The sequence below is a fragment of the Paenibacillus glucanolyticus genome (assembly GCF_037333485.1).
In the GTDB taxonomy this organism is placed as follows: Bacteria; Bacillota; Bacilli; order Paenibacillales; family Paenibacillaceae; genus Paenibacillus_AQ; species Paenibacillus_AQ glucanolyticus.
This window is the reverse complement of the sequence record NZ_CP147845.1, coordinates 3,603,564-3,629,738: the sequence shown is the minus strand read 5'-3', so window position 1 is coordinate 3,629,738 and position 26,175 is coordinate 3,603,564. Positions and strand designations below refer to the sequence as shown.

The following is a 26,175-nucleotide window of genomic DNA, read 5'->3' as shown; positions in this document are numbered from 1 at the left end:
CACTTAATCGATTAAGTTGTAAATATTGAAATGAAAGGTGGAATAGAACGAATGGAATCCCGGATTCTTAGCTTATCTGGTCTTAATGCAAGTCGATTGAACAACGAAAGAGATGCCTGGATCTATTTGCCTCCAAGCTACGATGACTTGCAAAGCCTAAGGTACCCCGTGCTTTACATGCATGTTGGACAGCATGTATTTCAATCCCGCAAGCGATCGGGAGAAACCTGGGGGCTTCGGGAGACGCTGGACGGTTTGATTCGAAACGGTGAGATCCAGGAGATTATAGTGGTTGCGGTTGAACATAAGCAAAACGAGGGAGCGAGTGAGTATTTCCACGATCAATGTGCGTATCCGATTCAAATGCTGGGTGAGCAATATGAATTTTTCCTGATTTACGAGTTGAAGCCGATCATCGATCGAATGTTTCGGACGCTGTCGGACGCTTCCCATACAGCACTGATGGGTTCCTCAGCCGCAGGACTTGCGACTTACAACATCGGTATGCGGAATCCTGATGTATTCGGTTTGCTCGGGATGCTGTCCCCGTTCTTTGTCCATCTGGATGAAGAGACGTTTGTCGAACAGAAGCAGTATCGGCCGCATAAGCCAAATCCCGGTCAAAAGCTATGGCTCGACATCGGTGGAGCCGAAGGTTTCTTCATGCCGATTCACGTTCGTTCGGTGGCGGAAGAACTGTTAAGCAGCGGTTGCGTACAAGGGGAGACGTTGTATTTCTACGAGGAACCTGACGCCGCGCATGCTGAGACCGATTGGGGAAGACGTGCGCAGCTTCCGCTGCGATTCTTTTTTGGCAGGGAGGGCGTCTCCCAACGAGTTGACTTGTTCGGACCTGATACGGTCGGAATGGAGGGGGCTTCCGCAACGCTAAACGCAGTCGTAACGCTGGACAACGGGTTGATGTACACCGACTTAGAAGGAGGCTATACCGTCGATCATCCCGCAATTCTGGAGGTGACGCCTGAAGGAAGGCTGCATCCTAGGAAGCCGGGAGAAACGATAGTTCGATATCAGAACCGCAATTTACAGGCAAGCATGAAAATCGCGGTCGTAGAGAAACTCTCGGCTACCGTCACGGTGGAAGTAGAGGTGAGTGTACCGGACACGACACCTGAGGATGCATCCATTCATGCGGTATTTAAGCTATCGAAGGTCCGAAAGGGTCTCTACAGGGGTACTGCCCGCCTTCCGAGGGGAGTCTGTTTCCGATTCAAGGTTTCACGGGGGTATGAGAAGGAAGAAGCGGATGATCAGAACCGCCCGGTACCGTACCGAAGATTAAACGCTGACAGAGATCAGAAAGTTTCGTATATAGTGGACAATTGGATTGATTTGCCTGCAGGAGAACATACGAAAGGGGAGCTATCGTAATGAGTTGTGCCAGAATCATTACGTTTCAATCGTTCTATTCAACGGTCATGAATAACGTCCGCGACATTCACATTTATTTGCCGCCAAGTTACGACCGCGATACACAGACGCGGTACCCGGTTCTATATGTCCATGACGGGCAGAATGTATTTCATTCTGGCTTTAATGGTCAGTCCTGGCGTCTGGACCATGTGTGCAACCGGCTGATTTCGGAAGGCCGGATGGAGGAGATTATCATTGTTGCCATAGGCAATGCGGGCTTGCTCCGAAACGAGGAATACGCGCATGGAGGCCCATTTGCAGAGCGGTTGCCATATCCATGCCGTGGAGAAGCATACGAACGCTTTTTAATCAGAGAGCTGAAGCCATTCGTAGACCGATCCTTCCGAACGAAACGTGAAAGCCGTGATACGGGACTGATGGGTTCCTCCAGAGGAGGGCTGGTCACGTATCATCTTGGTTTCAATCGACCCGACGTTTTCGGCAAGGTGGCTATGTTGTCGCCCTATTTCTATCAATATCATGAGAGTTCTTTAAGCCATGAACCCATATTCAATCAATATGAGGAGAAAGGACCTCTTAAGCTCTGGATCGATACCGGGGGCATGGAGGGGATGACAGTGCTGGCGGACCACGTCCGGGAGATGGCCGCACGCCTCTTGCGTCTAGGCTATCGTTATGGGGAGGAGCTGGCTTTCGGGTATTTTCCGGAAGCAGTACATAACGAAGAGGCTTGGGCGGATCGGGTTCATGGACCGCTGCTATTCTTGTTCGGTCATCTGGGGGAACCAGACGGAGTGGAGCTCACAGGCAGCCGGGTGGCGGGGATGGAGGGTAAGCCGACCTATGTGCACCCGTTGCTCCGGTACGCAGGAGGCCTGACCATCGTGGACGGAGAAGCCGAACTCGTATTGCATCCAGAAGACAGTGCGCATATCGATGAGCATGGTTTGATCGTACCACGGTCAATAGGTGATTGCTGTGTGCGGTATGAGAAGGGCCGACTCGGCAGCGCCCTCCATCCGTTGACCGTGCTGCCTCATCTGCGGGAGAAGGCGAACGTTGCGATCCGAGTGCGCGTGCCGACGGATACGCCAGAAGACGCCAGAATTCATGCGGGGATTCCGCTGGTGAAGAAGGGGGTTGGCATTTATGAAGCCGAGGCCGAGCTTCCGTTAAATGCAGGATTCTCTTTTCATATCACCGAGGAATCAGGCCTTATGGAAGCGGATCATGAGGGAAAAGTTTCTGTACAACGACACTTCGTTGTGAACGGTGATTTAAAATTACAATACGAGGTAATCCAATGGACGCGGGGACAGGCATTCTAATCCTAAGGTAGCACCGCTTGATTGATGTTTACATGAGCATAAACCTTGTCCGCTTCGTTCGTTGACGTACGAATGAGCATTCTTTATGATTAACCTAGCAAACACGGCTTCTGATGCGAAAGCCGCCGATTGAGATTGAGTAAAGGATGCTGAAACACATGAAAAAAGTAACTATGAAGGTGATTGCCGAGGAAGCGGGCGTATCGGTGGCGACCGTTTCCTATATTCTGAACAACGTGAATAATCAATCGATCTCTGCCGAAACACGGGAAAGAGTAATGAAAGCTGCCCAAAGGCTCAATTATAAACGAAACTTAACAGCACTGGCGCTGAAAAGCGGCAAGTCGGAGCTGATCGGCGTTCTGTTACCCGATCAGACGGGTGAACCTTACTGGGCACGTTATCGGTATTCACAGGCATTGTATCATCTAGGGAAGCATTTGAACGACGCTGGATACCAGCTGGTCGTTTCTTATATCGACCCGCAATTCTCCAAACTTCCGATTCTGTTGGAGAGGGAGCTGGACGGGGTCTTCACTCTGAATGCTTCTTCCTCCATTTTTCATCGGATCTCCAAGCATTACGGTGTCGGGATTCCCATCATCGGGATCGATACATCGCTTGATGACCCTCTCTTCCATACGGTTGTCCCGGATTTTGAGGCGGGCATCGAGGAAGCTGCAAGGCGACTTGGAGCCGAGCCGCAATTTCTTCTGATCGACCATTATGTCGATCACGGCATGACGGAGCAGATTAGGGAAATGGCCGGCATGGACGAGAAGCGGATGCATGTTTATTCCAGCGCTTCGGAGCTTGAAAAGTTTCTCGCTCAATACTCAGGTCTACCGGGCGTTGTCATCAATGAATTCTTGTGCGAACAGGCACTCCGTTTTGACACCGCAGGCAGGCTCGCCGCTTTGTGTACAAGCGGTTGCCCAGAACTAATCTCCGGGAGGGCGGAGACCGTTGTTTTTGATGCTGACGCTTACCGGGAAGCGGCCGAAGTTATGATTCAGTACATTGCCCGCCCACAGGATCATTATCCGAACAACCATATTTTACAGAAGATCGTTCATGGGGAGACGCTAGCATAACAAGTGTAAAAAAACGGCAGTCGGTTAACATCGGCTGCCGTTTTTTCGTGCTTGATGCTGCAGCTGCACACCATCAACTTTTTAGATATTGCTCTTATAAACGAGTGTGGTGCTATGGTAGAGAGCGGTTCATTGTCAACATTTGCCCAACACCTGCGCAACACCGTTTCGAAATTCCGTTGGTGCGACTCCTTTCCACTTACGAAAGGCTTTGCTGAAATGAAATTCGTCGCTGTAGCCGCAGGCGTGAGCGATTACGCGCAACGTATGATTTGTATAGGTCAGGTAGCGTTCGGCGTGCTGCATCCGGATGGCGGTCAAATAGTCTTTGGGCGGGAGGTGGATGTGCTTCAGGAATAGTTTTCGCAGATACGAGACCGAAATGGCGTGCTCCCGAGCCATCTGCTCGATATGAAGAGGCTCCGCGAAATGATTCTCGATCTCCTTCTTAATGCGAGCGTATCGTTCAAAAGCCTGCTCTTCTTGCACAGGAGTCTGTTCCTGCTGATGCAGCTTTGCGATCAATCGGAGAAGAATGGCGCTGCTCTCCAGCTCACTGTCGGGATTAGTCGGTACCCACGTATGCGTAACGTCCCTGAAAGTAGAATCCAGTTTTAGAGCAATATCCCCATTGAATTTCTTGACGAACGGCAAATCCAGTCGAGGAACAGCTGCCGGCATCTGCCATTGACCCGTGGAAAAATGCACAGCGCAGCATTCAAACAACACCATGCTCATGAGCAGGGGGGATTCGGTAGAGCTTGCCATGCGCATACGCAGCCCAGGCTCCATGTAAAACAGCATACCTGGTTCGACTTGATACGTTTGATCCGTATGAAAAACACCGCTGCCTTCGTGAATCCAATAAAAACTGTGCAGCGTGGTGTTGTTTCGTATGTCCGACCAGTTGGAGGAGGTCATCTTTTGGAAACACCAATTAATTCGCACAACCAAGTCCTGCATCTGATACATAGCAACTCACCTTCTGAAGTCGATTTTTTTGGTAAAGTGATTAGAACGTGGTTCTTTCTTAAGTTTATCCTAACCACGGGTTGAATTCCAATTTTCAAAAGAGCGATTTTGACATGTAAATGCCCTTCTTGGCTATGGTGTTCGGGAAGGGGTTCTTTTATGTTTATTAAAAAGGACGATTAAAAGGAGGCCTACTATGATTCGACTATTCAGCACGCACCAGATTCGTAAGAGCACGGAACTTGAGGGACTTTGGGATTTCACGCCTGCTGCTTATATGGGGGAAAAGGTAGGAGCGTATCGATATCGATTACCGGTACCGGGCTGTTGGGAGATGCATCCCGAGTTTGGTAACTACCGGGGGATTGGCGTCTATAGGCAGAAGGTAACCCTTCATCAACGAAGTAATCTCCGCTTGGAATTCAAAGGCGTTAGCCATACGGCTCATGTTTATTTCGATGGCGTAATGAAAGCCTGTCATTATAACGCATATACTGCTTTTGAGTGTGTCATCCCTCAGGTAGAAGCTGGTACTCATGATTTGGTGGTCTACGTTGATAATTCATTTCATGAGGATTCCGCTCTCCATGTACCCAATGATTATTACACCTATGGAGGGATTATACGGCCGGTTGCCGTAGAAGAAATAAGCGATTTATACATTCAAAATGTCATGTTTACACCCGTCAGGCAGGGTCTTGGTTGGCATGGTTCATGGAAAGTGGTCGTCCGAAACATGGGTCAGGCAGAGAGAATGGTATCGATCCGAGGAATACTTGCAGGAATAGACGCGGAGCTGGGCAGGTCCCTGGTGAAGTCGGGAGAAACTGTGGAGATTTCTTCGTGGGTGGCATATCCGGATGTGAAGGAATGGTCATTGGAAAATCCCAACCTCTATGCACTGACAGCCATCCTTACGACAGAGGAAGGCTACGATTGCGATGATTGGCTGGATCGCGTAGGTTTCCGGACGATTACGACGGATAACGGAAAAATCCAGTTGAACGGCAAGGATGTCGTTCTTCAAGGAGTCAATCGGCATGAGGATCATCCCATGGCCGGATCAGCGCTTCCTCTTCATCTGATGGTGAGAGACTTGGAACTTATCACGGATCTGGGATGTAACGCCGTTCGGACGAGCCATTATCCCTACGATGAGCGTTTTCTCGATTTATGTGATGAACGCGGTATTGCGGTGTGGGAAGAGAATCATGCCAGAGGCTTGAGTCTAGAGCAAATGCTGAATCCGAATTTTGGCTGGCAGAGCGAGCAGGTGACACGTGAAATGGTGCAGCAGCATTATAACCATCCGTCCATTCTTATATGGGCCATTCTTAATGAATGTGCAAGTCATACCGAAGAGGGGAGAGCCCATTATGAGAAACAGCTGACGATCATCGGCGAGCTTGATCCAAGCAGGCCCCGTTCCTTCGCTTCCCATCACAGGGATCAAGAGAAGTGTTTTGACTTGGCGGAGATTGTGTCTTTCAATCTTTACCCCGGTTGGTATACCAATGAGAATCCGGGAGAACTGGCGGATCAGGCAAGGCTTTGGGCAGATGCGTTAGGCGGAAAGGGGAAACCCATGATCATAAGCGAGTTCGGGGGGGACGGGTTTTACGGATTCCGCAGTCCGAATCGGGAGAAGGGCTCGGAGGAGAGGCAGGCCGATATTATCGACAGCAATTTAAGGGCTTACCTGGAACGGGATTATATATCCGGCATTTTCATATGGCAATTCAGCGATTGTCGTGTGACGGAAGGCCTTGGCTGGCTGCTGGCCCGTTCATGTACACGTAACAGTAAAGGCATTGTGGATGAATATCGACGTCCCAAGCTGGCCTATGAAACCGTTAAGCGATATTTTCGGGGACGATGATGTTAGGTGAAGCGGCACATTAAAGCGCAACTTCTACCGATGCTATAGGAAAACAGCCTGTCATGGATACGCCAGGGAAAATGTTCAGCACGAGGGGTTTTGAAGGCGTCTGATTATATCGCGTGATGGCCGGGCTGATAGTCGAACATGCGTTGGATGCGGATTTCTATATAAGATTATGGCTGCCCCCAAGATTGCTTCTAATTTTGGGGGACAGCCAGTTGCAGGAGTATACCAAAGCGCACCTCTTGCAGTGAGGAATCCCTCTCGTGCAGGCGCCGCAAGTCCCTCACTAATTCCCTATCGGTAAAACATTTAAGCCAGCGCCAACATCTTTTCCCCGTAATTTGCATCTTCCAGCAGCGGTCGGCCAATGGCTATTAAATCCGTCATTTGATCTGCTAGAATGAAATTGGCGAGCGCTTGGGTGCGGATATTGCCCACTGCAATGACGGGGATTTGTACATATTGTTTGATCATGGCAGCATAAGGGGTTTGGTAGCCTTCCGGTGTGGCTAGCGGAGCAGCGGGGACTAGGCCGCCAGAGGATACATGCACCGCATCAAGCTCAGCTTCCAGGTAGGTCAAGGCTAGCGCAACCTCGGCAGGGGTCAAACCGCCATCGGAAAAATCGGAGGCGGATACCCGCAACTGCACCGGGTAGTCGATTCCCACTTCGGCACGGATGGCTCCCAGCACTTCTTGGATGAACCGAAGTCCTCGCCAATAGAGAAACAGGAATAAGATTTCATCCGGGGGATAAGAATAGTTCACGATAGAACTAAGATAGAACTACTTATGAACCTTGTGGAGGATATGAAGCATGAGCAGATTAGCTGGAAAAGTAGCCGTCATTACGGGCGGAGCGGGTGGGATCGGCAAGATTACAGCCGAGAAATTCCTGAAAGAGGGAGCCAAGGTTGTCATTGTAGACCTCATGCAGGATGCCCTCGATAAGGCGAAGAGTGAGCTTGATGGTCATGGCGAGGTTATCGCCATTAAAGCGGATGTTACGAACGCTTCCGAGGTCGAGAGTTATGTGAAGAGGGCCATCGAGCACTTTGGCCGGATTGATGTATTCTTCAACAATGCGGGCATTGAAGGGAAAGTGGCTCCGCTTGTCGATCAGAAAGTAGAGGATTTCGATCAAGTCCTCAGCGTCAATGTTCGCGGCGTGTTTCTGGGGTTGAAATATGTGCTTCCACACCTGATCCAACAAGGCAGCGGCAGTGTAATCAATACTTCATCGGTTGCAGGACTTGACGGCAGCCCTGGCGTAGCTCCCTATATCGCTTCCAAGCATGCCGTCGTCGGTTTGACCAAAACGGCGGCGATTGAGGTAGCGGGATCGAACGTACGGGTAAACTCGATTCATCCATCCCCGGTGAATACCAGAATGATGCGTTCACTCGAAAGCGGCATGAAAGTGGATGAGCACACGCTTGCCAAAACCATTCCGCTCGGGCGTTACGGAGAAACCAGCGATATCGCAAATCTGGTTCTGTTCCTGGCATCTGACGAAAGCACCTTTATTACAGGTGCTCAATATCGGATTGATGGCGGTATGGGAGCTCTTTAACTGGTTTGCAGGATCTAGCACGTTAAAAAACCATCCAATCGTTCGTTAAATCCCTGAACGGTAGATGGTTTTTTTCAGTGGCAGCCCTGCTCCAATATTTCACGGTTTGTCTGTGCGTTTGATTTGGGTTTTTACGCTTCTCGGACGCCAGTTGATCATAAGAATCAGCTGATCTCTCATGTGAGTGACCGGATATTGGAAGCCGCTCTCAATCCAGTGAGACACAAGGCCAATCAAGGCATGCATGTTGTAGATGACCAGAAGCTCATGGTTGAGCTCACCGCTGGGATAGTCCAGATCCTCCATGGCGATATGCTTTAATGCCGAGAACATTTTATCCCGCACAAGCGGTAAAACATCGCTTTTGAACAGGGCGGTATACACATCTGCATATAGATGGATATGGTCGAATATTTTCACTGCGTTGGCGGGCAGCTCATCGATATGAAACACATCGACTTCACCGTAAGGAGCCCTGTAGGAAGCGACCAGTTCTTTCATTAGCGGGGTGAGAATATCATCCAGCAGAGCTTCTTTGTTGTCATAGTGGGTGTAGAAGGTTCCACGATTATAATTGGCCAGCTCAACAATCTCCGTGATAGAAATACTGGAGAAGCTTTTCTGGGACAGCAGGGATAGCAGCGCTTGTTTCAATGCTTCTTTACTGCGGATGATCCGCCGATCCGTCATGTTTTTCGAGGTTTGCATAGATTCGACTCCTTTCGGTTAAATATAAAACGAATTTAAATATATAAAAAATAAACAATTCCATTCTTTTTGTTCATTATCGCACAGTTTCGCTTTTTTTAATGATTGTGAGTTATATCATACTATAGTTATACTAGAATTGACATATGTCGTACATTGAACAGTTGTTGAATGATGTTCGTCATTTCCATCGATTTCACAACCACTAATGGAGGTATGAAACATGAGATTATCTGGTAAAGTTGCAATTGTTACAGGTGCTGCTTCCGGTATGGGAAAAGCAATAGCTGAACTGTTTGCTGCCGAAGGGGCAAAGGTTGTTGTGTCTGACCTCCGTCTGGAAACGGCACAAGTTGTTGTTGACGGCATTGTAGCCAAGGGAGGCACAGCTCTTGCTCAGGCAGCAAATGTTGCCAAGGAGGAAGAGGTACAGCAATTGGTTGACGCTACCGTGAATGAATATGGAACACTGGATATCTTGATCAACAATGCGGGAATTATGGACAACTTTGTTCCGGCCGCGGATGTGACCGATGAATTGTGGGACCGCGTATTTGCCATCAATACAACCGGACCGATGAGAACCATCCGAAAATCGTTGCCGATTTTCCTGGAGAAGAATAGCGGTGTTATCGTGAACATCGCATCGGCTGGCGGACTTATGGGTTCCAGAGCCGGTGCAGCCTATACAGCCGCTAAACATGCTGTTGTCGGCTTGACCAAGAATGTTGGATTCCAGTACGCCACGAAGGGCATTCGCTGTAACGCGGTTGCTCCAGGCGGGGTTAGCACGAATATCAACACAACCATCAACGATCCGAATCCGTTCGGCATGGAAAGAGCAATGGCCGGCATGAACTTGAATCCCCGGGCAGGCGAACCGGAAGAGATTGCAAAAGTTGTATTGTTCCTCGCATCGGATGAAGCCAGCTTTGTAAATGGTACTGTCGTGACCGCCGACGCAGGCTGGACAGCCTATTAATAAATTATTGTTCCCCACGGGCTTTCTAAAGGATAACTCCTTTAGGGAGCCCTGTTTATTTTTTATCTAATGCGACGGATGTAACTAAACTTATCATCGGATAAATAAACCGCTATTCTTCTACGCAACCTATTGATGAGTTCATGGCTGTACATGATGAAGATACATAGAGGATTCCAAATAGAGAGGAGCAGGCGGACTATGGAAATATTTCTGATGGTGCTAACATTTCTGGTCCTGGTCGGCATTTCCAACATCATTCATCGTTTTCTGCCATTCATCCCCGTTCCGCTGATCCAGATTGCACTGGGTATCGTTGCCGCCTATATCCGCGGATTTCATCATGTTCCGTTAAATCCGGAATTGTTCATGGTGCTGTTTATCGCACCGCTCTTGTTCAACGATGGTAAGCTTACACCGCGTGACGAGTTATGGAAGCTGCGATCCTATATCCTGCTGCTTGCTCTTGGGCTTGTGTTTGCTACCGTCCTGATTGCGGGGCCTTTCATTCACTGGCTTATTCCTGCCATACCGTTATCGGCAGCCTTTGCGCTGGCCGCGATACTTTCTCCTACCGACGCGGTTGCGGTGGGCTCCTTATCGGGAAGAGTCAAGCTGCCTGGGAAAATCATGCATTTGCTTGAAGGCGAAGCGCTTATGAATGATGCATCCGGACTTGTTGCGTTCAATTTTGCCATCGCAGCTACGGTAACGGGGTACTTCTCCTTAACCAATGCGATCGGCAGCTTCTTTGTCATTGCGGTTGGAGGAATCGTGGTTGGCGCTCTGTTAGGATTTCTTGTGATATGGTTCAGAATGCTGCTGCGTCGTCTTGGTATGGAGGACGTTACGCTGCATATGCTGATTATCATACTGACACCCTTCATCATTTACCTGATCGCAGAGGAATTCCATGTATCCGGAATCCTGGCTGTTGTTGCAGCGGGTGTCACCCATGCGGTGGAGAGGGATCGCATGCGATCGGCATCCATTAAGCTCCGCGTCGTATCGGACAGCACCTGGTCCGTCATTCTCTATACGCTAAACGGGTTGGTGTTTATCCTGCTGGGGCATGAAATTCCGGGAGTTATTAATCAGATATGGAGTGACCCGGCCTATAACAACGGACAAGTGGTCGGCTACATTGTACTGATAACGGCGGTGCTGATCCTGCTGCGTTTCGGTTGGGTGTGGGCTTCAACGAACCGGCAGTTTAAAACTTCTCTGTTGACAGCCCTGTCGGGAGTTCGAGGTGCCTTGACATTGGCGGCGGCTTTCTCCATTCCCTTGACACTTGCGGATCACAGCCCTTTTCCAGAGCGGAGTTTAATGCTGTTTATCTGTGCGGGTGTCATTCTGTTAACTTTGATTATCGCCAGTGTTCTGCTGCCGCTGCTTACCCGTGAGAAGAATACCGAGACGGTTTCAACAAAAGATCATGAGCGTGAAGCGCGGATGCATATGCTGCAAGCGGGTCTTCGGGCTGTGCGGGAAGAAATGACGGATGAGAACAAAGAGCAGGCCCTTCAGCTCATCTACGTATATACCAAGCGTCTTCAGCAATCTCAAATTTCGGATAAGGCCGACATGCGGGAGTTTTGGGAAGCTGCGATTACGATTCGGCAGAAGGCGCTGGAAGCAGAACGTAACGTTGCGGAGGTTTGGCTTAAGGAAAAAAGAGTATCCCTTGACATAGCGGAGCTATTCCAATCTTCGCTCAACAGGGTAGAAATGCTGCTTAGCAGCCGTTATAAGTTTAAACTTCTGTTGAAAGCATCATGGCGGCATCTGAGAGGTCTGCTGCAAAAACCGGAGCATAAAGAGACCCCCATGTCTCCCGGTCATCCGGATTGGGAGATGTATAAAGATCTGAAGCTGGAGGCGATCCGCGCAGCGATACATGAGATCGAAGCCATGCAGCCTATAGAGAACCTGGAAATTGCCCATGCCGTTATCGCAGATTATCGCGCGATGGAGCATCACATCGAGAACGATCGAATATGGAGCCGAATGGAACCCGAGCTGAGCAGCGAGCGCAGAGAGCTTGAGCTTAAAGCAATTCAAGCGGAGCGTAACGAGATTCAGCGAATGTTTGAACAGGGAGAGGTGGATCGTGCGCTGGCAAACCATCTGAGGATGGATGTAAATTATCGCGAGGCGAACTTATTCGAGTCTCAAGAACTGGTTGAGAACGAGGGTCATTAAGGGAGAGCCCTCGTTCTGCTTGATGGAGTGACAGGTTTACGTTACAATAATGAGAAGCATGGGGTCAGCATCTTTTGCTGCCCACTTGCCATCAGGAACAGCTAATTCTTAACGAGGGGGAGGAACATGAGCATCCATAAAGAAGCGGCCTCCAAGAAACCTGCAACGGCCTGCCCGTCCACCTTCAAAACATTCAGTCTCGCAGTACAAGCATTGGTAGCTCTCGAACGTCACTCCGGCAAATGCTCAAGCGGTGATATTGCTTCGTATTTGCACTTGGAATCCACCTTGATTCGTCGTATTCTGAAAACACTCGCCCATGCTGATATGATTGAGTCGCGTGAAGGCAGGGACGGCGGTTACCGCCTGAAGAAGAATGCCAGCGATATCACACTGGCTGAAGTATATTCGATACTCCAGGTTCATAACTCCATAAGCGACGGCATGCTGGATGCCACGACCGGGCATTGCTTTGCAGCGGAAATCAGGGAGTCCTTTGCCGGAATTTTATCCGAGATTGAGGAAAGCACGCTGAAAATATTGGAATCCCGTACCATTGCCGACATGGTAGAACAGACGATATAAAATGTGTTGACAACGAATTTATGTCTGCTATATACTGTGCATTAAACAACACAGTTAACTCGCGATATAAACTGTGCAGAAAAATGCACAATATAAAATGTGGAGGGAATAAACCATGTCTACTGTAACCAAACCTGATTTCCAAACTGTAATTCAGGAACGTCATTCTGTTCGTCAATACGATCCGTCGGTGAAAATTCCGAGAGAAGAGATGGAAGCGATTCTGAAGGATGCTACATTGGCACCTTCTTCAAGCAACCTGCAGCCTTGGCGCTTTCTGGTGATTGATGATGCTGAGCTGTTGAAGAAGCTGCACCCGATTGCCAACAATCAGGAGCATGTACTTCAAGCGTCCGCAGTCATTGCTGTTTTGGGAGACTTGAAATGGTATGAGAAGGGCGAGAAAATCTATTCAATGTCTGAAGAAGCAGGTTATATGACCGAAGAGGTGAAGCAGCGCTTTATCTATGCAGCGGAGAATATCTACGCCGGTATGGATAATGACGTGAAAGAAAGCATTATCGACGTGGATGCGGGACTGATTTCCATGCAGCTAATGCTGAGTGCACGCTCCAGAGGGTATGACACCGTGCCGATGGGCGGATATAACAAAGTCAAATTTGTGGAAGAGTTCCATATTCCTTCCCACTACCGCAGTGTGATGTTGATTGCAATCGGAAAAGCAGCCGCTCCGGGACGGCCGACGGTAAGACTGCCGCTCGAAGACGTTGCTTTCTGGAATGAAATATAAATCGTTATACAAAAAAGAAGGGGATCATCATGATGATCTCCTTCTTTTTTGTGTATGGCCTGAAAAGTGAAGAATCAATGGGAAAGTTTCACGGCTCCATGCATGAACAAATCCACAATCTCAATAGCCATCTCACGGGGGCCAGCATAACCGCTGCGGGTATCTTCGCGATTACCGAGCATCAGCATAGCTGAGAAAGCCTGCGCCATCAGCATTGTGTTGCCTTTCCGAAGTTCACCGGCGAGCATCGCTTGATTGAAGCGCTCAGAGAGAACCTCATGAATACGCTGTTCTGCTTCACGGATTGCAGCCATTTGCTCCTTGGATAAGAAGGGTTCTGCTTCCCGCATCATGGTCTCCATCTCAGCGTGGGGCTTTGCAATCTTCGCTTCAGCCACCCGGATTAATCCGGATTCCAGGGTATCCGCTTCATCCAGGAACCTGCGTGTTGAAGCATATGCTTTATTAAGGATCGTGGTTACCGCTATTTTAAACAGCTCAGGTTTACTTGTGAAATGATAATAGATGGAAGCCTTGGTCACTTGGCAAGCCTTCGCGATTTGTTGCAAGGATACGGACTCGTACCCGTTCTCCATAAATAGCTTGGAGGCAGTCCAAAGAATAGTATCCTGGACTGGCGCCTGATCGGCAGCAGCTTTGGGACGTCCGGGATTTCGGGGGTTGCGTATTTTTGTCATGATGACCTCCTGTCTATAGTGTAAGACATGCGGAGTGCTTTTTCAAAATAAATATTGATAATTAACCTTCCGGTATATATAATTAATTTTGCGCTGTTATGTTCCCAGATTTATTAAGAGAGAATCATGATATGTATGAGGAATAACACCGATTGGAGAGGATCTACATATGCACGGAACAGGACCGAGCTATGGGAAATGGGTTGCTGGAAAGAGAAGCAAATGGGTCACGCTCTTGGTATGGGTGCTCATCGCATTGGCTTTGAATTTGTTATGGCCTGCTGTAGGAGATAAAGAGGAAAACCATGCAGCCAATCTGAAGGAGACTGTCCCTTCCGTAATGGCAGAGGCGATTGCAGATCAAGAATTTCCCAGCAATGGGGGAATTCCGGCGTTAATCGTATGGCACAAGGAGAATGGCTTGAATGAAGGCGATCTGGCCCAGCTCCAAGAGCTGACAGCGAGTCTTGAGTCAGACCCGCTGCCTTATCAGAGCTTCGTTGTTCCCTTTCATAAACTTCCGCCGCAAGCGTTGACCGCGCAGCTGTCAGAGGATCAGAGCACACTGGTAATGCCGGTGTTGTTTGATGAGGATCAGGAAACGGATCAGCTCAAGGAAGGGACGGGAGAGCTCGAGCTCCGGACGGAACAGCTGCTTGGCAGCAATCCGTTTCAGGCACCTATTCAGAGCGGGGACGGAATCAGTGCACGAATAACAGGGCCTGTTGGAATCTCCATCGATGCAACGGGATTGTTTGCAGACGCAGACGTGTCACTGATGATCGCTACCGTGCTGCTGGTTCTTATATTACTGCTGCTCATTTACCGTTCACCAATACTCTCCTTGATCCCGCTGGTCGCAGTTGGTTTTGCTTATATGGTAACAAGCCCGATCCTCGGCTTTATGGCCGATCAAGGAGTGATAACAGTGGATTCCCAATCCATTGCGATTATGACGGTGCTGCTCTTTGGGGCGGGGACGGATTACTGCCTGTTCCTGATCTCACGATTCCGTCAGCTGTTATGGCATGAACCTGATAAACGCAAAGCCTTGTTCCAGGCAATTACAAGTTCATCGGGCGCCATTGCCATGAGCGGCTTCACGGTGGTGCTCTCGCTGTTTGCACTTCTTCTGGCCCAGTACGGGGCCTATCAGCGTTTTGCCGTACCCTTCAGCTTATCGATTCTAATTATGTTCATAGCCAGTCTGACATTGGTTCCGGCATTATTGGCCATTTTCGGCAGAGGATCGTTTTATCCGTTCATCCCGAGAACCCCGGAGATGCAAGCCGAACACGCTCAGAAAAAAGGAAAACCCGTCAAAGCTCCGCATAAAGAGAAGGAGAGCTGGATCGGTCGCGTGGTGACAACGAAACCATGGACCGTTGTTTTGGTTGCATTGGTATTACTTGGCGGGCTTGCGACATTCTCATCCCATATCAAGTTTACCTATGATCTGCTCTCGTCTTTCCCGGAAGATGTTCCTTCGCGTGAGGGCTTCGCCATCATGGGGGAACAATTCTCGGAAGGAGAGCTTGCACCCGTTCGATTGATGGTTAACAGCAACGGGCAAACTTTGGATTTGGGGGAACGGCTGCAGTCACTCGAATACGTGGATCGGGTGTCGGAACCGCAGAACGGTGCGGAGAATAACAACATTATCGGTTATGACATTGAGCTTGCCATGAATCCATACTCTATGGAAGCGATGCAGCATATTCCGGATTTGCGTGAAGTCGCAGAAGCTTCTCTTCGGGAGGCAGGCGTTTCAAACCCCGGTGAAGCGGTGTGGATTAGTGGTCAAACGGCTACGCAGTATGACACGGAAATTGCGGGAGAACATGATGCCAAATTGATTATTCCGGTTGTCATTGGACTGATCACATTGCTGCTGCTGGTCTACTTGAGATCCGTTGTTGCGACTGTGTATCTGATAGCCACCGTAATTTTATCGTACTTCTCGGCACTGGGCCTTGGCTGGATCATTATTCACTACGGCCTCGGAGCGGAAGCCATCCAGGGAGCGATACCGCTGTACTCCTTCGTATTCCTGGTTGCTCTGGGGGAGGATTACAACATATTTATGATCTCAAGCATATGGCAAAAGAGGAAGCAGATGCCGCTGAAGCAAGCGATTAAGGAAGGCGTTGGCGAGACCAGCTCGGTGATTACATCAGCCGGATTAATCCTGGCAGGAACGTTTGCCGTATTGGCAACTCTTCCGATTCAGGTATTGGTGCAGTTTGGGATTATCACGGCAATCGGAGTCATGCTGGATACGTTTATCGTCAGACCATTCCTGGTGCCTGCAATAACAACGCTATTGGGCAAGTGGGCGTTCTGGCCAAGTAAATCTCACATGGCAACAGAAGAGAAACAACCACTGCAAGTCGAGAACAACGCATAAGTTAGATGCAGCGCATCGTATAGGAATGCAACTTCTGTCTGGTCAAGTAGAAGCGAAGGGATTAGCCGTTAGTATTCGAACAGATTTGTGCCGTGACGATTAGATAAATACAACAATTCAGTAGGCAGCCACCTCTATTTCTTAGGATGGACTAGGGAATCGAGGGTGGCTGTCTTCTGTTTTGACTTGTACGGAGGAGCGCTGGTAAGATAAGGAAGAGAATGTTTTGAAAAAGGAATCGAGAGGGATGTGACCTATGTCGACGATACAAACGGCAATCGAGCTTCGGTCAGCAGGCAAGTCGGAGGAAGCCAAGCAAATTCTTCTGGGTCTGCTGGAGCAATCGCCCGAAGATCCCGACATTCTGTATCAACTGGCCTGGGTACATGATCTAATGGGGCTCGAAGGTGAAGCAGTACCTTATTATGAGAAGGCGATTTCTTCCGGGTTGAAAGATCCCGAGCGGCGCGGCGCTTTGCTTGGTCTTGGAAGTACTTACCGTACACTAGGCTTGTACAATAAATCCAAGGAGATTTTTGAACGGGGAAGGCAGGATTACCCTCAGGCGAGGGAGTTTAACGTATTTTATGCCATGACATTACATAATCTCGGTCAATACGATAAAGCGATGGAGTTTCTGCTGAAGGAGCTTGGCGAAACGAGCAGCGATGAGGGAATCCATCGTTACCAGAGAGCTATTGTCTTCTATTCCGACAAACTAAATCAAGTTTGGGAATAAATTTTTGCAAAAGAAACATAAATTATATTATGTAAACTAATTGTTTGGGTGGGTTGGTTTGACGGATAAATCATCATTGCCGTCTTTAAAATTAATTTGTTTTTAGGTTGTCTTCATCTCTCGCTAAGGTTCGGACCTTATACTAAGTATGTCACTAAGAGTGATGGAAGGAGCAACGCAGATGAACAAGAAGAATAAAATGAATATGTGGTCTATTGGGCTGGGAAGTGCTTTCCTGATGATGATGCTTGCCAGCAATGATCATGTCCAGGACGGACAAGCCCAATCCGGCATGGCTTCAAGCGCAGTCAGACCCAACGTGGCCATTCAATCCGTGAATAAGAATTCAACAGCCCAATCGCATGAAGACCAACAGATTACAACAGAAATGATTGATCAATTCTTAAAAATCGTAGCAGAGACATAAGTAAGTTCGCCTTGCGTCCCAATACGTAACCTTTATGAAGACCAGTCCCGATGTAAGGGGCTGGTCTTTTTGACACGTTGCTGTGCAGTTCCGGATCATGATCATAAAAATAATACCTCACATCTAAAAATCAATACATTCCATAAAATGTTATTTGGCCCGATAATTGTTTCAAATGCACTGGGGGGACATTCTCATGGACGACGTAGAGAAATACGTAAACAATGAGTGTCTGGTGGAAGTACCTCAGAGAAAGAAGGTGAAACGAACGCCCGTTATGCAAGCGCTTACCTTGGAGAGGAGCCTGTGATTAAGAATATAACAGCTAGCTGTTAAAGACACCGTGGGAATCAGGAATATTTTAAGGACAAACAAGGAGGTAGCAAATCTTGAACATGAAACGGTTCGTTTCATCGATATCCATTCTGGCTATCGTACTCGGTTTATATTCAGTGAACCCCGCCGCCACGGAAGCGGCAGATGTCGAAGTAACCGCTGCGAATTCAAGTATTTTTGGACCGAATGTATATGTATTTGATCCTTCAACTCCTGTCGCCGAAATAAACAATATCACAAACACCGTGTTCAGTCAGATGGAATCGAATGAGTTCAGCAGCAACCGGTACGCTTTCCTGTTTAAGCCGGGATCGTATAACGTTAATTTTAATGTCGGATTTTATACGCATGTAGCCGGTTTGGGACAGAATCCATCGGACGTTAATATTACCGGGGGATTGAATGTCAATGCGGACTGGGACAACGGGAATGCAACGCGTAACTTCTGGCGTGCCATCGAGAATCTGAGCATTACCCCATCTAGTGGCAAAACGCAAATTGCGGTCTCTCAGGCAGCTCCCCTGCGGCGTCTCCACATTAAGGGCGAGCTGGATCTGTTTGATTTTGATAACAATTGGAATGCAGGCTGGGCCAGCGGGGGATTCTTGGCAGATTCCATGGTTGACGGCATTGTGGTACCCGCCTCCCAGCAGCAATGGTTCTCGCGGAACAGTCAGTGGGCCAACTGGAACAATGGAGTCTGGAATATGGTGTTCGTGGGCAGCAACAATACACCGACCGGGCAATTTCCTGATCCTCCGTATACCGTGGTTGACAGAACGCCGGTAATTCGCGAGAAACCATACCTCTACGTTAATCAGGCCGGACAGTATCAGGTGTTTGTTCCATCGCTTCAAACTAACAGCAAAGGGGTCAGCTGGGCGAATGGTTCGACACCGGGCCAATCGATATCCATCGATCAATTCTATATTGCGCAGCCTGGAACAGCAACAGCAGCCAGCATTAACAGTGCGTTAAGCCAAGGCAAACATCTGCTGTTTACACCGGGAAATTATCATCTGAACGATACGATTCGGGTCAATAACCCGAACACGGTTGTACTGGGGATTGGACTCCCTACGCTCATCCCGGACAATGGAAAAGCGGCGATGTCGGTTGCGGACGTGGACGGTGTAAAAATAGCGGGTCTGGTCCTTGATGCAGGGCCTCAGGAATCTCCCGTCATGCTCGAAATTGGCCCGAATGGAAGCTCGGGATTGCATGCTGCTAATCCGACATCGCTCCATGATATTACAGTAAGAACTGGAGGAGCCACTAGCGGGAAATACGATAAGGGCATTGTCATCAACAGCCACAACGTGATTGGCGATCACTTCTGGATCTGGCGTGCAGACCACGGTGCCGGGGCAGCCTGGAACACCAATGTGTCCAAGAATGGTCTTGTCGTTAACGGCAACAACGTGACGTTGTACGGACTGTTTAACGAACACCATAACGAATATCAGACGGTATGGAACGGAAACGGGGGTCGACTATATTTCTATCAGTCGGAAATCCCTTACGATGTTCCTAACCAACCCTCTTGGATGAGCAAGAACGGAAGCGTTAACGGGTTTGCCTCGTATAAGGTGGCTGATCACGTCACCAGCCATGAAGCGTGGGGGCTTGGCGTGTACTCGTATTTCAGAGACGCCGCTGTGAAACTTCAAAGCGCCATTGAAGTGCCGAATGTGCCCGGCGTCAAAATTCACCATGCCACCACCATCTGGCTTAACGGAGTACCAGGCAGTGAAATCACGCATGTCATTAATAATACAGGCGGAAAAGTGTATGCGAACTCTCCTGCTGAAGCCATGCGGCAAACGGTAGTCGAATACGCTGGCAGCGGTTCCGGTGATACAACAGCGCCAACGGTACCCGGGAACTTAGCGGCAGCGGCTGTCAGCAGCAGCCAAATCAATCTGAGCTGGACCGCTGCGACGGATAATGTGGGTGTAACCGGGTATGACATTTACCGTAATGGAGTCCTGGTTGGCAGCGCAGCACAAACCTCTTACGCCGATAACGGATTAGCTGCCGCAACGACATATCAATATGCTGTAAGGGCTAAGGACGCAGCAGGCAATCTATCGGGTTACAGCAGCACGGTAACAGCCGTAACGGCTCCAGACAGTGGCGGTGGCAGCTTGCCGCTGAACCGAAGCGGCTGGATCGTCATCTCCTCTCCAGCGAGCGGGGATGTGCCTGAGTATATGCTCGATGGCAATATGTCCACACGCTGGAGCACTGGAGCTGCGATGGCACCTGGACAATACATTGTCATGGATATGAAGGCCGCAAAAAGCTTTGGCAAAATCGTGATGGATTCCACGGGCAGCAATGAGGATTATGCCCGTGGGTATGAAGTCTATGTATCCAATGACGGCACGAATTGGGGCAATGCGGTTTCCAGCGGTAGCGGAAACGGACCTGTGATTACGGTGAATTTTGCGAATCAAAATGCACGGTATATTAAGATAGTACAGACCGGTACGGCCTCCAGCTGGTGGTCGATTACCGAGTTGAATGTGTACGGTTCGGAGAATACGGGGGGAGGCGCTGCGCTTGACCGTACCACTTGGACCGCAGCGTCTACACCTTCCAGTGGAGATATACCGGCTAACCTCCTGGATGGCAATATGTCGACACGCTGGAGCACGGGTGCAGCCATGGCGCCGGGCCAATACTTTGTCGTTGATATGAAAAGCGCGAAGAGCTTTAGCAAGATTGTGATGGATTCCACGGGCAGCGATGAGGATTATGCCCGCGGTTATGAAGTCTATGTATCCAATGACGGAACGAGTTGGGGAAATGCAGTTTCCAGCGGCAGCGGAAACGGACCTGTGATTACGGTGAATTTTGCGAGTCAAAATGCACGCTACATCAAAGTTGTACAGACGGGCACCGCATCAAACTGGTGGTCGGTTCGCGAGTTCAATGTATTCCAATAGCAATTAAAGCGTCAGCAGTCCTGGTTCCGCCATTCGGAGCCAGGGCTTTTTTATATGATTGGATAAAGGCTGGGGGAGGGGGGCTTTCAATTGCAATTTAATTTATATAATTAAATATTAATTAGATGAATTCAAAATTGCTGTGATTTTTTTGAAAAACGGGAACCCACGTTCTTGTCATATCTTCCCAGTAAGCTTATTATTATCAATAGGGTTGTTTAAACGTTGACTTCAAGTGATGGGGGCGGGGGAATGAACGATAGGGATCGGAAATGAACCAGCTATTAGAAAAGGCAGCATAGCGATGTTCCTGATGGATTACGGAAGGTAATGGCATGATCTTATTCAATCTTCTGTCGCTGTGTAATCCGAATAGTTTGAACGGGATAGCTGTGAAGCAGCTTCCTACGACGTGTTACTCGAAGCGGGAGGGATTATGAACGAATGCAAAGCAATCAAATGTTAAAAAGCAAGCGAAGGACCGCGGGTGTTGGTGTCTACCGGGACATGCTTGTCCGATATGTATTCCCTCACAAAAGGCTGCTGGCAGCTTTAACGGGGCTGCTGTTATTTTCCATTGGACTGCAGCTGATTAATCCGCAGATCATCCGGTATTTTATCGATACGGCACAAGGAGAGGGCAGCATGGCCTCCCTTTATTACGCGGCCGGTTTTTTTATCGTATTTTCATTGCTTCAGCAAGGCGTATCCATTGCGGCGGCCTACTACAGCGAGAACCTGGGCTGGACGACAACCAACAAGCTGCGTGCTGAATTGGCGGAGCATTGTCTCTCTTTGGATATGAGTTTTCACAAAACGCAAACGTCAGGCTCGTTAATCGAGCGGGTGGACGGCGACGTCAACGCACTTGCTAATTTTTTCTCCAGTTTCATTATCCATTTGTTCGGCAATCTGATCCTCATGATCGGGATATTGGCACTTTTGTACCGGGAGAACTTCTGGATCGGATTTGTGATGACGGTGTTTGTTATCGGAAGCATCTACGTTATTCAACGGATACGGCAGTTTGCCATACCGGTATGGAAGCGGTGGCGCGAGCTGAATGCGGACTTCTATGGATTCATTGGAGAGCACCTCGAAGGTACGGAGGATACGCGTGCCAATGGAGCCGCAGGATATGTCATGAACCGATTCTATGAGATGGCCAGACGTATGCTGCCGGTTCGTGTTCGGGCGTTCATTGGATTTTTTCTGATGTGGAGTACAACGATATTGGTGTTTGCGCTCGGAAATGCCGCCGCTTTTATTGTGTGCTTCATTCTGTGGAAGAATGGGCAGAGCGGCTTGACGATCGGTTCCATTTATCTTGTCTTCTATTACACGGAACTCCTTGCGAAGCCGATTGAGAAGATCCGTACCCAGCTGGAGGATCTGCAAAAGGCAGATGCCAGTTTGATGCGGGTCCGGGAACTGCTCGCGACCGAATCACTGATTAAAGACGGCCCGGGAGCTCAGCTTCCGTCTGGTCCGTTGTCAGTGGAATTCCGCAATCTGAAGTTTGCGTATGAAGAAGGTGGGAAAGCGACGCTTGAAGATCTGCAGCTGCGTCTGGAGCCTGGGCAGACGTTAGGATTGTTAGGGCGTACAGGCAGCGGTAAAACAACGATTGCACGCCTGCTGCTGCGATTCTATGATCCCCAGGAGGGGAGCATCGAGCTTGCAGGAATGGATATCCGGGGCTGCAAGCTGCATGAATTGCGTCGAAAAGTTGCCATGGTCACGCAAAATATTGAGATTCTTGAAGGGACGGTCCGTGACAATCTGACTTTGTTTGATGAGGGAATCGCTGACAGCGATATCGTGTCCGTTCTGGAAGAACTCGGTCTCGGGGATTGGTATGCCTCCCTTCCGAATGGATTAGATACGAACCTCGCCTCAGGCGGTGGCAGCCTGTCTGCAGGCGAGGCCCAGCTGCTGGCATTCGCACGCGTGTTCCTGACGGATCCAGGCCTCGTTATCCTTGATGAGGCATCATCGCGACTCGATCCGTTAACCGAATACCGGATTGAAGCAGCCATTACGCGTTTGCTGCAGGAGAAGACGTGCATCATCATTGCACATCGTCTGGCTACCGTCCAACGTGCCGACCGCATTCTCATTCTGGAGAATGGAAGAACGCTTGAGAGCGGACGCCGGGATGAGCTTGCTTCAGATCCGCAGTCGCGGTTTAGCCGCATGCTTGCCGTTGGAATGGAGGAGGTGCTGGCATGAAAACAAGACATTTTTTCTGGCGGCTGATTCTTTACCGCCCCGGTCTATATCTTTTGAACCTGCTGGCATGGTCCCTCATTCATATGGCACCGCTGGTTCCCGGACTGCTGACCAAGGCCTTCTTCGATCATCTGGAGGGTACATATACTTTCCCTTACGGAGTCTGGGCGATTGCGGTGCTTCTGATTGGTGCAGCTTTAGCCCGGATCGCACTTATCTACGGCGGATTTATGACAGACGTGCATTTTCGGTTCCGTATCAGCACCTTGCTGCGCCGCAATATGCTGTCCCATGTTATGAAAGAACCGGGAGCACGGGCAATTCCATGTTCCCCCGGGGAAGCAATCAGCAATTTCCGAGATGATGTTGATCAGGCCGAAGAAGCCACCAGCTGGTCGGTGGATACTCTGGGACTGATCGGTTTTGTTATGGTTGCCAGCTGGATTCTCATCTCCATTGATCTGCAGCTTACGATTCTCGTATTTGTCCCGTTAATTCTGGTGGTAACCGCAGCACAAATCGCAACGGCACGCATTCAGAAATACAGGGCGGCAAGCCGGGAATCAACGGCTAAGGTAACCGGGGCGATCAGTGAAATGTTTGCCAATGTCCAGGCCATTCAGGTGGCTGGCGCCGAGAAACGCGTAGTCGACCGGTTCGTAAGCCTTAGTGAGAAACGGCGTCAATCGATGGTTAAGGATAAGCTGTTAACGGAAACCTTGTCCTCCATATTCACCAACTCTGTCAATTTGGGTACAGGGCTGATTCTTGTCCTTGCCAGCTTCAAGATGCGGAATGGCGATTTTACGGTCGGTGACCTGTCTCTCTTTGTATATTATTTAACTTTTGTTACTCAGCTCATATCCAACGTAGGCAACTTCATGACCTATTACAAACAGATGGCGGTCAGCTTTCAGCGGATTAAAACGATGCTGCAAGGGGCGCCTGCGTCACTGCTTACAGCAGCCAACTATATCGGTATCGGTCGAGTTAAGGGCAAACGCAGGAGCCATGGCGAAGAAACCGGAAGTCGTGTGGCTGAACGGGATCCAGAGGCTGTGGGGATGATGGAGAATTCAGCCATCTCCATGGCTGAAGACGGAGTGGAGAGAACTTATATTCAGGCACCTCCCCTCTCGATATTGGAAGTACGGGGACTCTCCTATCAATATCCTGAAACCGGACGCGGCATCTCGGACATTGACTTCACGCTGAAACGCGGTTCCTTTACCGTTGTTACGGGGATGATTGGCAGCGGCAAAACGACACTGGTTCGCACACTGCTGGGCTTGCTGCCGGCGGAAGCCGGCGAAATTCGGTGGAACGGCGAGAAGGTGGCAGAGCCAGCGGATTTCTTCATTCCACCTCAAAGTGCTTACACCGCTCAGATACCCAGGCTGTATAGCGACAAACTGCGCAACAACATCCTGCTTGGAATATCCGAACAGCCAGGAAGCCTGGATCGCGCGCTTTATGCAGCCGTTATGGAAGATGATATGAAGCATCTGGAATATGGTCTGGAGACGATGGTCGGTCCGCGCGGGGTGAAGCTGTCCGGCGGTCAGGCGCAGCGGACTGCTGCCGCCAGAATGCTGGTGCGGGACGCACAGTTGTATGTGTTCGATGACTTGTCCAGCGCACTCGATGTGGAGACAGAGCGGAAGTTATGGGAGCGGCTCTTCCGCGATCGAGACGGCGCGACATGTCTTGTTGTGTCTCATCGGAAGGCGGCTCTTCATCATGCCGACCATATCATAGTATTAAATGGTGGAGTAATCGAAGCTGAAGGTACAGCAGAGCAGCTGCTGCGTTCAAGCGAGAGCTTCCGTCAGCTGTGGTACGGTGAAGAAACAGGGTGAGAAAAGCAAGCTCATAACGGGTAGCGTTCATTGTCACGCATCATAGCAATGCCGCAAAGACCTTTCGTCTTTGCGGCATTGCTTATTTATCTTGTTAAAGTTGATTGATTCCACGCCAAGTAGCTTCTAAATTAGAGGCGATATATTCCAGTATCGGTTTGCTGTAGAAATAACCGCTGTGAGCGAGCGGATTCCAGCTTGTCAACCAGTTTCCAACATTAACGGCCACATCTTTACGCACGGTGCGATCATATTCTTCATTTACGTTTTTGAGGGGGTATGCGAGGATATCGTCTGCATCATAGAAATTAACCCATTCGCCGAGAAGCTGGTGATGGTAGTTCTTCAACTGCTCGGAAGGAACCTCGATCGGTCTGTCAAAGTCACGGTAGCGCATGCTCCACAGGGGCAAGGTAGTACCCAGAGTGTAGAACAACGTCAGCAGTTCGCCTCGCTCCAAGGGAGATTTCGGGTCAATGACCAGACGGTGTCCGCGGGAGGAGAATTGCAGATCATAGAAGAAATTGCTTGCGATCACGCTCCCCAGGCTATGCGAGATGACACATAACGGAGCATGGGGACCGGCGGATAAGGTTAGTCTGTGGAGGCCTTCACTGATGGTCCGATGGACGGCTTCGTAGTTCTGGTCTTCGGATTCCACGGGCTGATAAGCTACCGCATCCGCCAGATTATGAATGACGTACTGCCGGAGCTGCTGATAACGCAAACGATAAGGCTTTATGCTGCTGCGGATTAACTCATCTTCACGAGACGCAAAAACATCGGCCCAATGCACGGCTTCTATTGCCAATTGATCATGCGGAATTCCGGATGTTCGAGAGAAGGTTTCTTTTAATTTCTGCATAAATTTATCCGCATAATCTTTTTTCTGTGTTCCCAATCCGTGTATAATGATCACTGCAATTTTTTGCTCCATGCAACGGCAGCCCCCTTCATCAGAAATGGAATGAATGGATACCTTTACCTCTTTATAAGCGATATGTACTCCGATTGTAAATAGGTTATTACAGTGCATAGCACTGTGAGG

Annotated in this window: 20 protein-coding genes; 15 read left to right on the top strand and 5 right to left on the bottom strand. The window is 49.4% G+C overall.

Annotated features, from left to right (window positions below):
• The first annotated feature begins 51 nt into the window (after positions 1-51).
• From WDY75_RS17065 to WDY75_RS17055, 3 genes are all read left to right on the top strand, one after another.
• The gene (locus WDY75_RS17065; RefSeq protein WP_063479465.1) at positions 52-1,392 is read left to right on the top strand and encodes an alpha/beta hydrolase-fold protein; all 1,341 of its coding nucleotides are present in this window, start codon (positions 52-54) and stop codon (positions 1,390-1,392) included.
• Positions 1,392-2,723, top strand: coding sequence for an alpha/beta hydrolase (locus tag WDY75_RS17060; protein WP_063479466.1), 1,332 nt, complete (start codon positions 1,392-1,394; stop codon positions 2,721-2,723). Before WDY75_RS17065 ends, WDY75_RS17060 begins: the two co-directional genes overlap by 1 nt.
• A gap of 158 nt (positions 2,724-2,881) precedes the next feature.
• A complete protein-coding gene (locus tag WDY75_RS17055) occupies positions 2,882-3,817 on the top strand; it encodes a LacI family DNA-binding transcriptional regulator (protein ID WP_063479467.1) in 936 nt (311 codons plus the stop codon).
• 135 nt (positions 3,818-3,952) lie between these two features.
• Here the strand turns inward: WDY75_RS17055 and WDY75_RS17050 are convergent, their stop codons facing one another.
• Positions 3,953-4,789, bottom strand: a complete 837-nt coding sequence (locus WDY75_RS17050) for an AraC family transcriptional regulator (protein WP_063479468.1) — start codon at positions 4,787-4,789, stop codon at positions 3,953-3,955.
• Positions 4,790-4,985: 196 nt separating this feature from the next.
• Between WDY75_RS17050 and WDY75_RS17045 the strand changes: the two genes are divergently transcribed.
• Positions 4,986-6,668 carry a glycoside hydrolase family 2 protein gene (locus tag WDY75_RS17045; RefSeq protein WP_063479469.1) on the top strand — a complete coding sequence of 561 codons (1,683 nt, stop codon included), beginning with the start codon at positions 4,986-4,988 and terminating at the stop codon, positions 6,666-6,668.
• A gap of 315 nt (positions 6,669-6,983) precedes the next feature.
• Here the strand turns inward: WDY75_RS17045 and WDY75_RS17040 are convergent, their stop codons facing one another.
• Positions 6,984-7,442 (bottom strand): hypothetical protein, encoded by a 459-nt coding sequence (locus WDY75_RS17040; protein WP_231888066.1) that lies wholly within the window; start codon positions 7,440-7,442, stop codon positions 6,984-6,986.
• Between the two features lie 49 nt (positions 7,443-7,491).
• On the opposite strand from WDY75_RS17040, the gene WDY75_RS17035 reads away from it, so the two are divergent.
• Complete coding sequence (locus WDY75_RS17035) at positions 7,492-8,247, top strand: SDR family NAD(P)-dependent oxidoreductase (RefSeq protein ID WP_006210824.1); 756 nt, start codon at positions 7,492-7,494, stop codon at positions 8,245-8,247.
• A 99-nt stretch (positions 8,248-8,346) separates the two neighbouring features.
• Here the strand turns inward: WDY75_RS17035 and WDY75_RS17030 are convergent, their stop codons facing one another.
• A complete protein-coding gene (locus WDY75_RS17030) occupies positions 8,347-8,955 on the bottom strand; it encodes a TetR/AcrR family transcriptional regulator (protein ID WP_006210823.1) in 609 nt (202 codons plus the stop codon).
• A gap of 223 nt (positions 8,956-9,178) precedes the next feature.
• On the opposite strand from WDY75_RS17030, the gene WDY75_RS17025 reads away from it, so the two are divergent.
• From WDY75_RS17025 to WDY75_RS17010, 4 genes are all read left to right on the top strand, one after another.
• Entirely contained in the window at positions 9,179-9,937 is a 759-nt protein-coding gene (locus tag WDY75_RS17025; protein WP_036639390.1) for an SDR family oxidoreductase, read from the top strand.
• 201 nt (positions 9,938-10,138) lie between these two features.
• A complete protein-coding gene (locus tag WDY75_RS17020; protein ID WP_063479470.1) occupies positions 10,139-12,142 on the top strand; it encodes a Na+/H+ antiporter in 2,004 nt (667 codons plus the stop codon).
• 126 nt (positions 12,143-12,268) lie between these two features.
• A complete protein-coding gene (locus WDY75_RS17015) occupies positions 12,269-12,727 on the top strand; it encodes an RrF2 family transcriptional regulator (RefSeq protein WP_036639384.1) in 459 nt (152 codons plus the stop codon).
• A gap of 115 nt (positions 12,728-12,842) precedes the next feature.
• On the top strand, positions 12,843-13,478 hold the full coding sequence (locus WDY75_RS17010) for a nitroreductase family protein (RefSeq protein WP_006210819.1): 636 nt from the start codon (positions 12,843-12,845) through the stop codon (positions 13,476-13,478).
• 74 nt (positions 13,479-13,552) lie between these two features.
• Here WDY75_RS17010 and WDY75_RS17005 read toward each other — a convergent pair whose 3' ends face one another.
• Entirely contained in the window at positions 13,553-14,176 is a 624-nt protein-coding gene (locus WDY75_RS17005; protein ID WP_006210818.1) for a TetR/AcrR family transcriptional regulator, read from the bottom strand.
• A 169-nt stretch (positions 14,177-14,345) separates the two neighbouring features.
• Between WDY75_RS17005 and WDY75_RS17000 the strand changes: the two genes are divergently transcribed.
• The 6 genes from WDY75_RS17000 to WDY75_RS16975 all read left to right on the top strand — a co-directional run bounded on the left by WDY75_RS17000 (position 14,346) and on the right by WDY75_RS16975 (position 25,127).
• Positions 14,346-16,583 (top strand): MMPL family transporter, encoded by a 2,238-nt coding sequence (locus WDY75_RS17000; RefSeq protein ID WP_063479471.1) that lies wholly within the window; start codon positions 14,346-14,348, stop codon positions 16,581-16,583.
• Between the two features lie 256 nt (positions 16,584-16,839).
• Positions 16,840-17,322: a tetratricopeptide repeat protein gene (locus WDY75_RS16995; RefSeq protein WP_006210816.1), complete on the top strand. Its 483-nt coding sequence runs from the start codon at positions 16,840-16,842 to the stop codon at positions 17,320-17,322.
• 181 nt (positions 17,323-17,503) lie between these two features.
• Positions 17,504-17,749, top strand: coding sequence for a hypothetical protein (locus WDY75_RS16990; RefSeq protein ID WP_006210815.1), 246 nt, complete (start codon positions 17,504-17,506; stop codon positions 17,747-17,749).
• Positions 17,750-18,144: 395 nt separating this feature from the next.
• Positions 18,145-21,036: a discoidin domain-containing protein gene (locus WDY75_RS16985; protein ID WP_063479821.1), complete on the top strand. Its 2,892-nt coding sequence runs from the start codon at positions 18,145-18,147 to the stop codon at positions 21,034-21,036.
• A gap of 444 nt (positions 21,037-21,480) precedes the next feature.
• Positions 21,481-23,268, top strand: coding sequence for an ABC transporter ATP-binding protein (locus tag WDY75_RS16980; RefSeq protein ID WP_063479472.1), 1,788 nt, complete (start codon positions 21,481-21,483; stop codon positions 23,266-23,268).
• Positions 23,265-25,127, top strand: a complete 1,863-nt coding sequence (locus tag WDY75_RS16975; RefSeq protein ID WP_063479473.1) for an ABC transporter ATP-binding protein — start codon at positions 23,265-23,267, stop codon at positions 25,125-25,127. The genes WDY75_RS16980 and WDY75_RS16975 overlap by 4 nt, the downstream gene beginning before the upstream one ends.
• A 94-nt stretch (positions 25,128-25,221) precedes the next feature.
• Here the strand turns inward: WDY75_RS16975 and WDY75_RS16970 are convergent, their stop codons facing one another.
• Positions 25,222-26,064, bottom strand: a complete 843-nt coding sequence (locus WDY75_RS16970) for a hypothetical protein (protein WP_063479474.1) — start codon at positions 26,062-26,064, stop codon at positions 25,222-25,224.
• Between the last annotated feature and the right edge of the window lie 111 nt (positions 26,065-26,175).

Bases quoted from the DNA above. Each gene is read 5' to 3' on its own strand.
- WDY75_RS17065 (WP_063479465.1), top strand. From the start codon at position 52: ATGGAATCCCGGATTCTTAGCTTATCTGGTCTTAATGCAAGTCGATTG.
- WDY75_RS17060 (WP_063479466.1), top strand. From the start codon at position 1,392: ATGAGTTGTGCCAGAATCATTACGTTTCAATCGTTCTATTCAACGGTC.
- WDY75_RS17055 (WP_063479467.1), top strand. From the start codon at position 2,882: ATGAAAAAAGTAACTATGAAGGTGATTGCCGAGGAAGCGGGCGTATCG.
- WDY75_RS17050 (WP_063479468.1), bottom strand. From the start codon at position 4,789: ATGTATCAGATGCAGGACTTGGTTGTGCGAATTAATTGGTGTTTCCAA.
- WDY75_RS17045 (WP_063479469.1), top strand. From the start codon at position 4,986: ATGATTCGACTATTCAGCACGCACCAGATTCGTAAGAGCACGGAACTT.
- WDY75_RS17035 (WP_006210824.1), top strand. From the start codon at position 7,492: ATGAGCAGATTAGCTGGAAAAGTAGCCGTCATTACGGGCGGAGCGGGT.
- WDY75_RS17030 (WP_006210823.1), bottom strand. From the start codon at position 8,955: ATGCAAACCTCGAAAAACATGACGGATCGGCGGATCATCCGCAGTAAA.
- WDY75_RS17025 (WP_036639390.1), top strand. From the start codon at position 9,179: ATGAGATTATCTGGTAAAGTTGCAATTGTTACAGGTGCTGCTTCCGGT.
- WDY75_RS17020 (WP_063479470.1), top strand. From the start codon at position 10,139: ATGGAAATATTTCTGATGGTGCTAACATTTCTGGTCCTGGTCGGCATT.
- WDY75_RS17015 (WP_036639384.1), top strand. From the start codon at position 12,269: ATGAGCATCCATAAAGAAGCGGCCTCCAAGAAACCTGCAACGGCCTGC.
- WDY75_RS17010 (WP_006210819.1), top strand. From the start codon at position 12,843: ATGTCTACTGTAACCAAACCTGATTTCCAAACTGTAATTCAGGAACGT.
- WDY75_RS17005 (WP_006210818.1), bottom strand. From the start codon at position 14,176: ATGACAAAAATACGCAACCCCCGAAATCCCGGACGTCCCAAAGCTGCT.
- WDY75_RS17000 (WP_063479471.1), top strand. From the start codon at position 14,346: ATGCACGGAACAGGACCGAGCTATGGGAAATGGGTTGCTGGAAAGAGA.
- WDY75_RS16995 (WP_006210816.1), top strand. From the start codon at position 16,840: ATGTCGACGATACAAACGGCAATCGAGCTTCGGTCAGCAGGCAAGTCG.
- WDY75_RS16990 (WP_006210815.1), top strand. From the start codon at position 17,504: ATGAACAAGAAGAATAAAATGAATATGTGGTCTATTGGGCTGGGAAGT.
- WDY75_RS16985 (WP_063479821.1), top strand. From the start codon at position 18,145: ATGAAACGGTTCGTTTCATCGATATCCATTCTGGCTATCGTACTCGGT.
- WDY75_RS16980 (WP_063479472.1), top strand. From the start codon at position 21,481: ATGCAAAGCAATCAAATGTTAAAAAGCAAGCGAAGGACCGCGGGTGTT.
- WDY75_RS16975 (WP_063479473.1), top strand. From the start codon at position 23,265: ATGAAAACAAGACATTTTTTCTGGCGGCTGATTCTTTACCGCCCCGGT.
- WDY75_RS16970 (WP_063479474.1), bottom strand. From the start codon at position 26,064: ATGGAGCAAAAAATTGCAGTGATCATTATACACGGATTGGGAACACAG.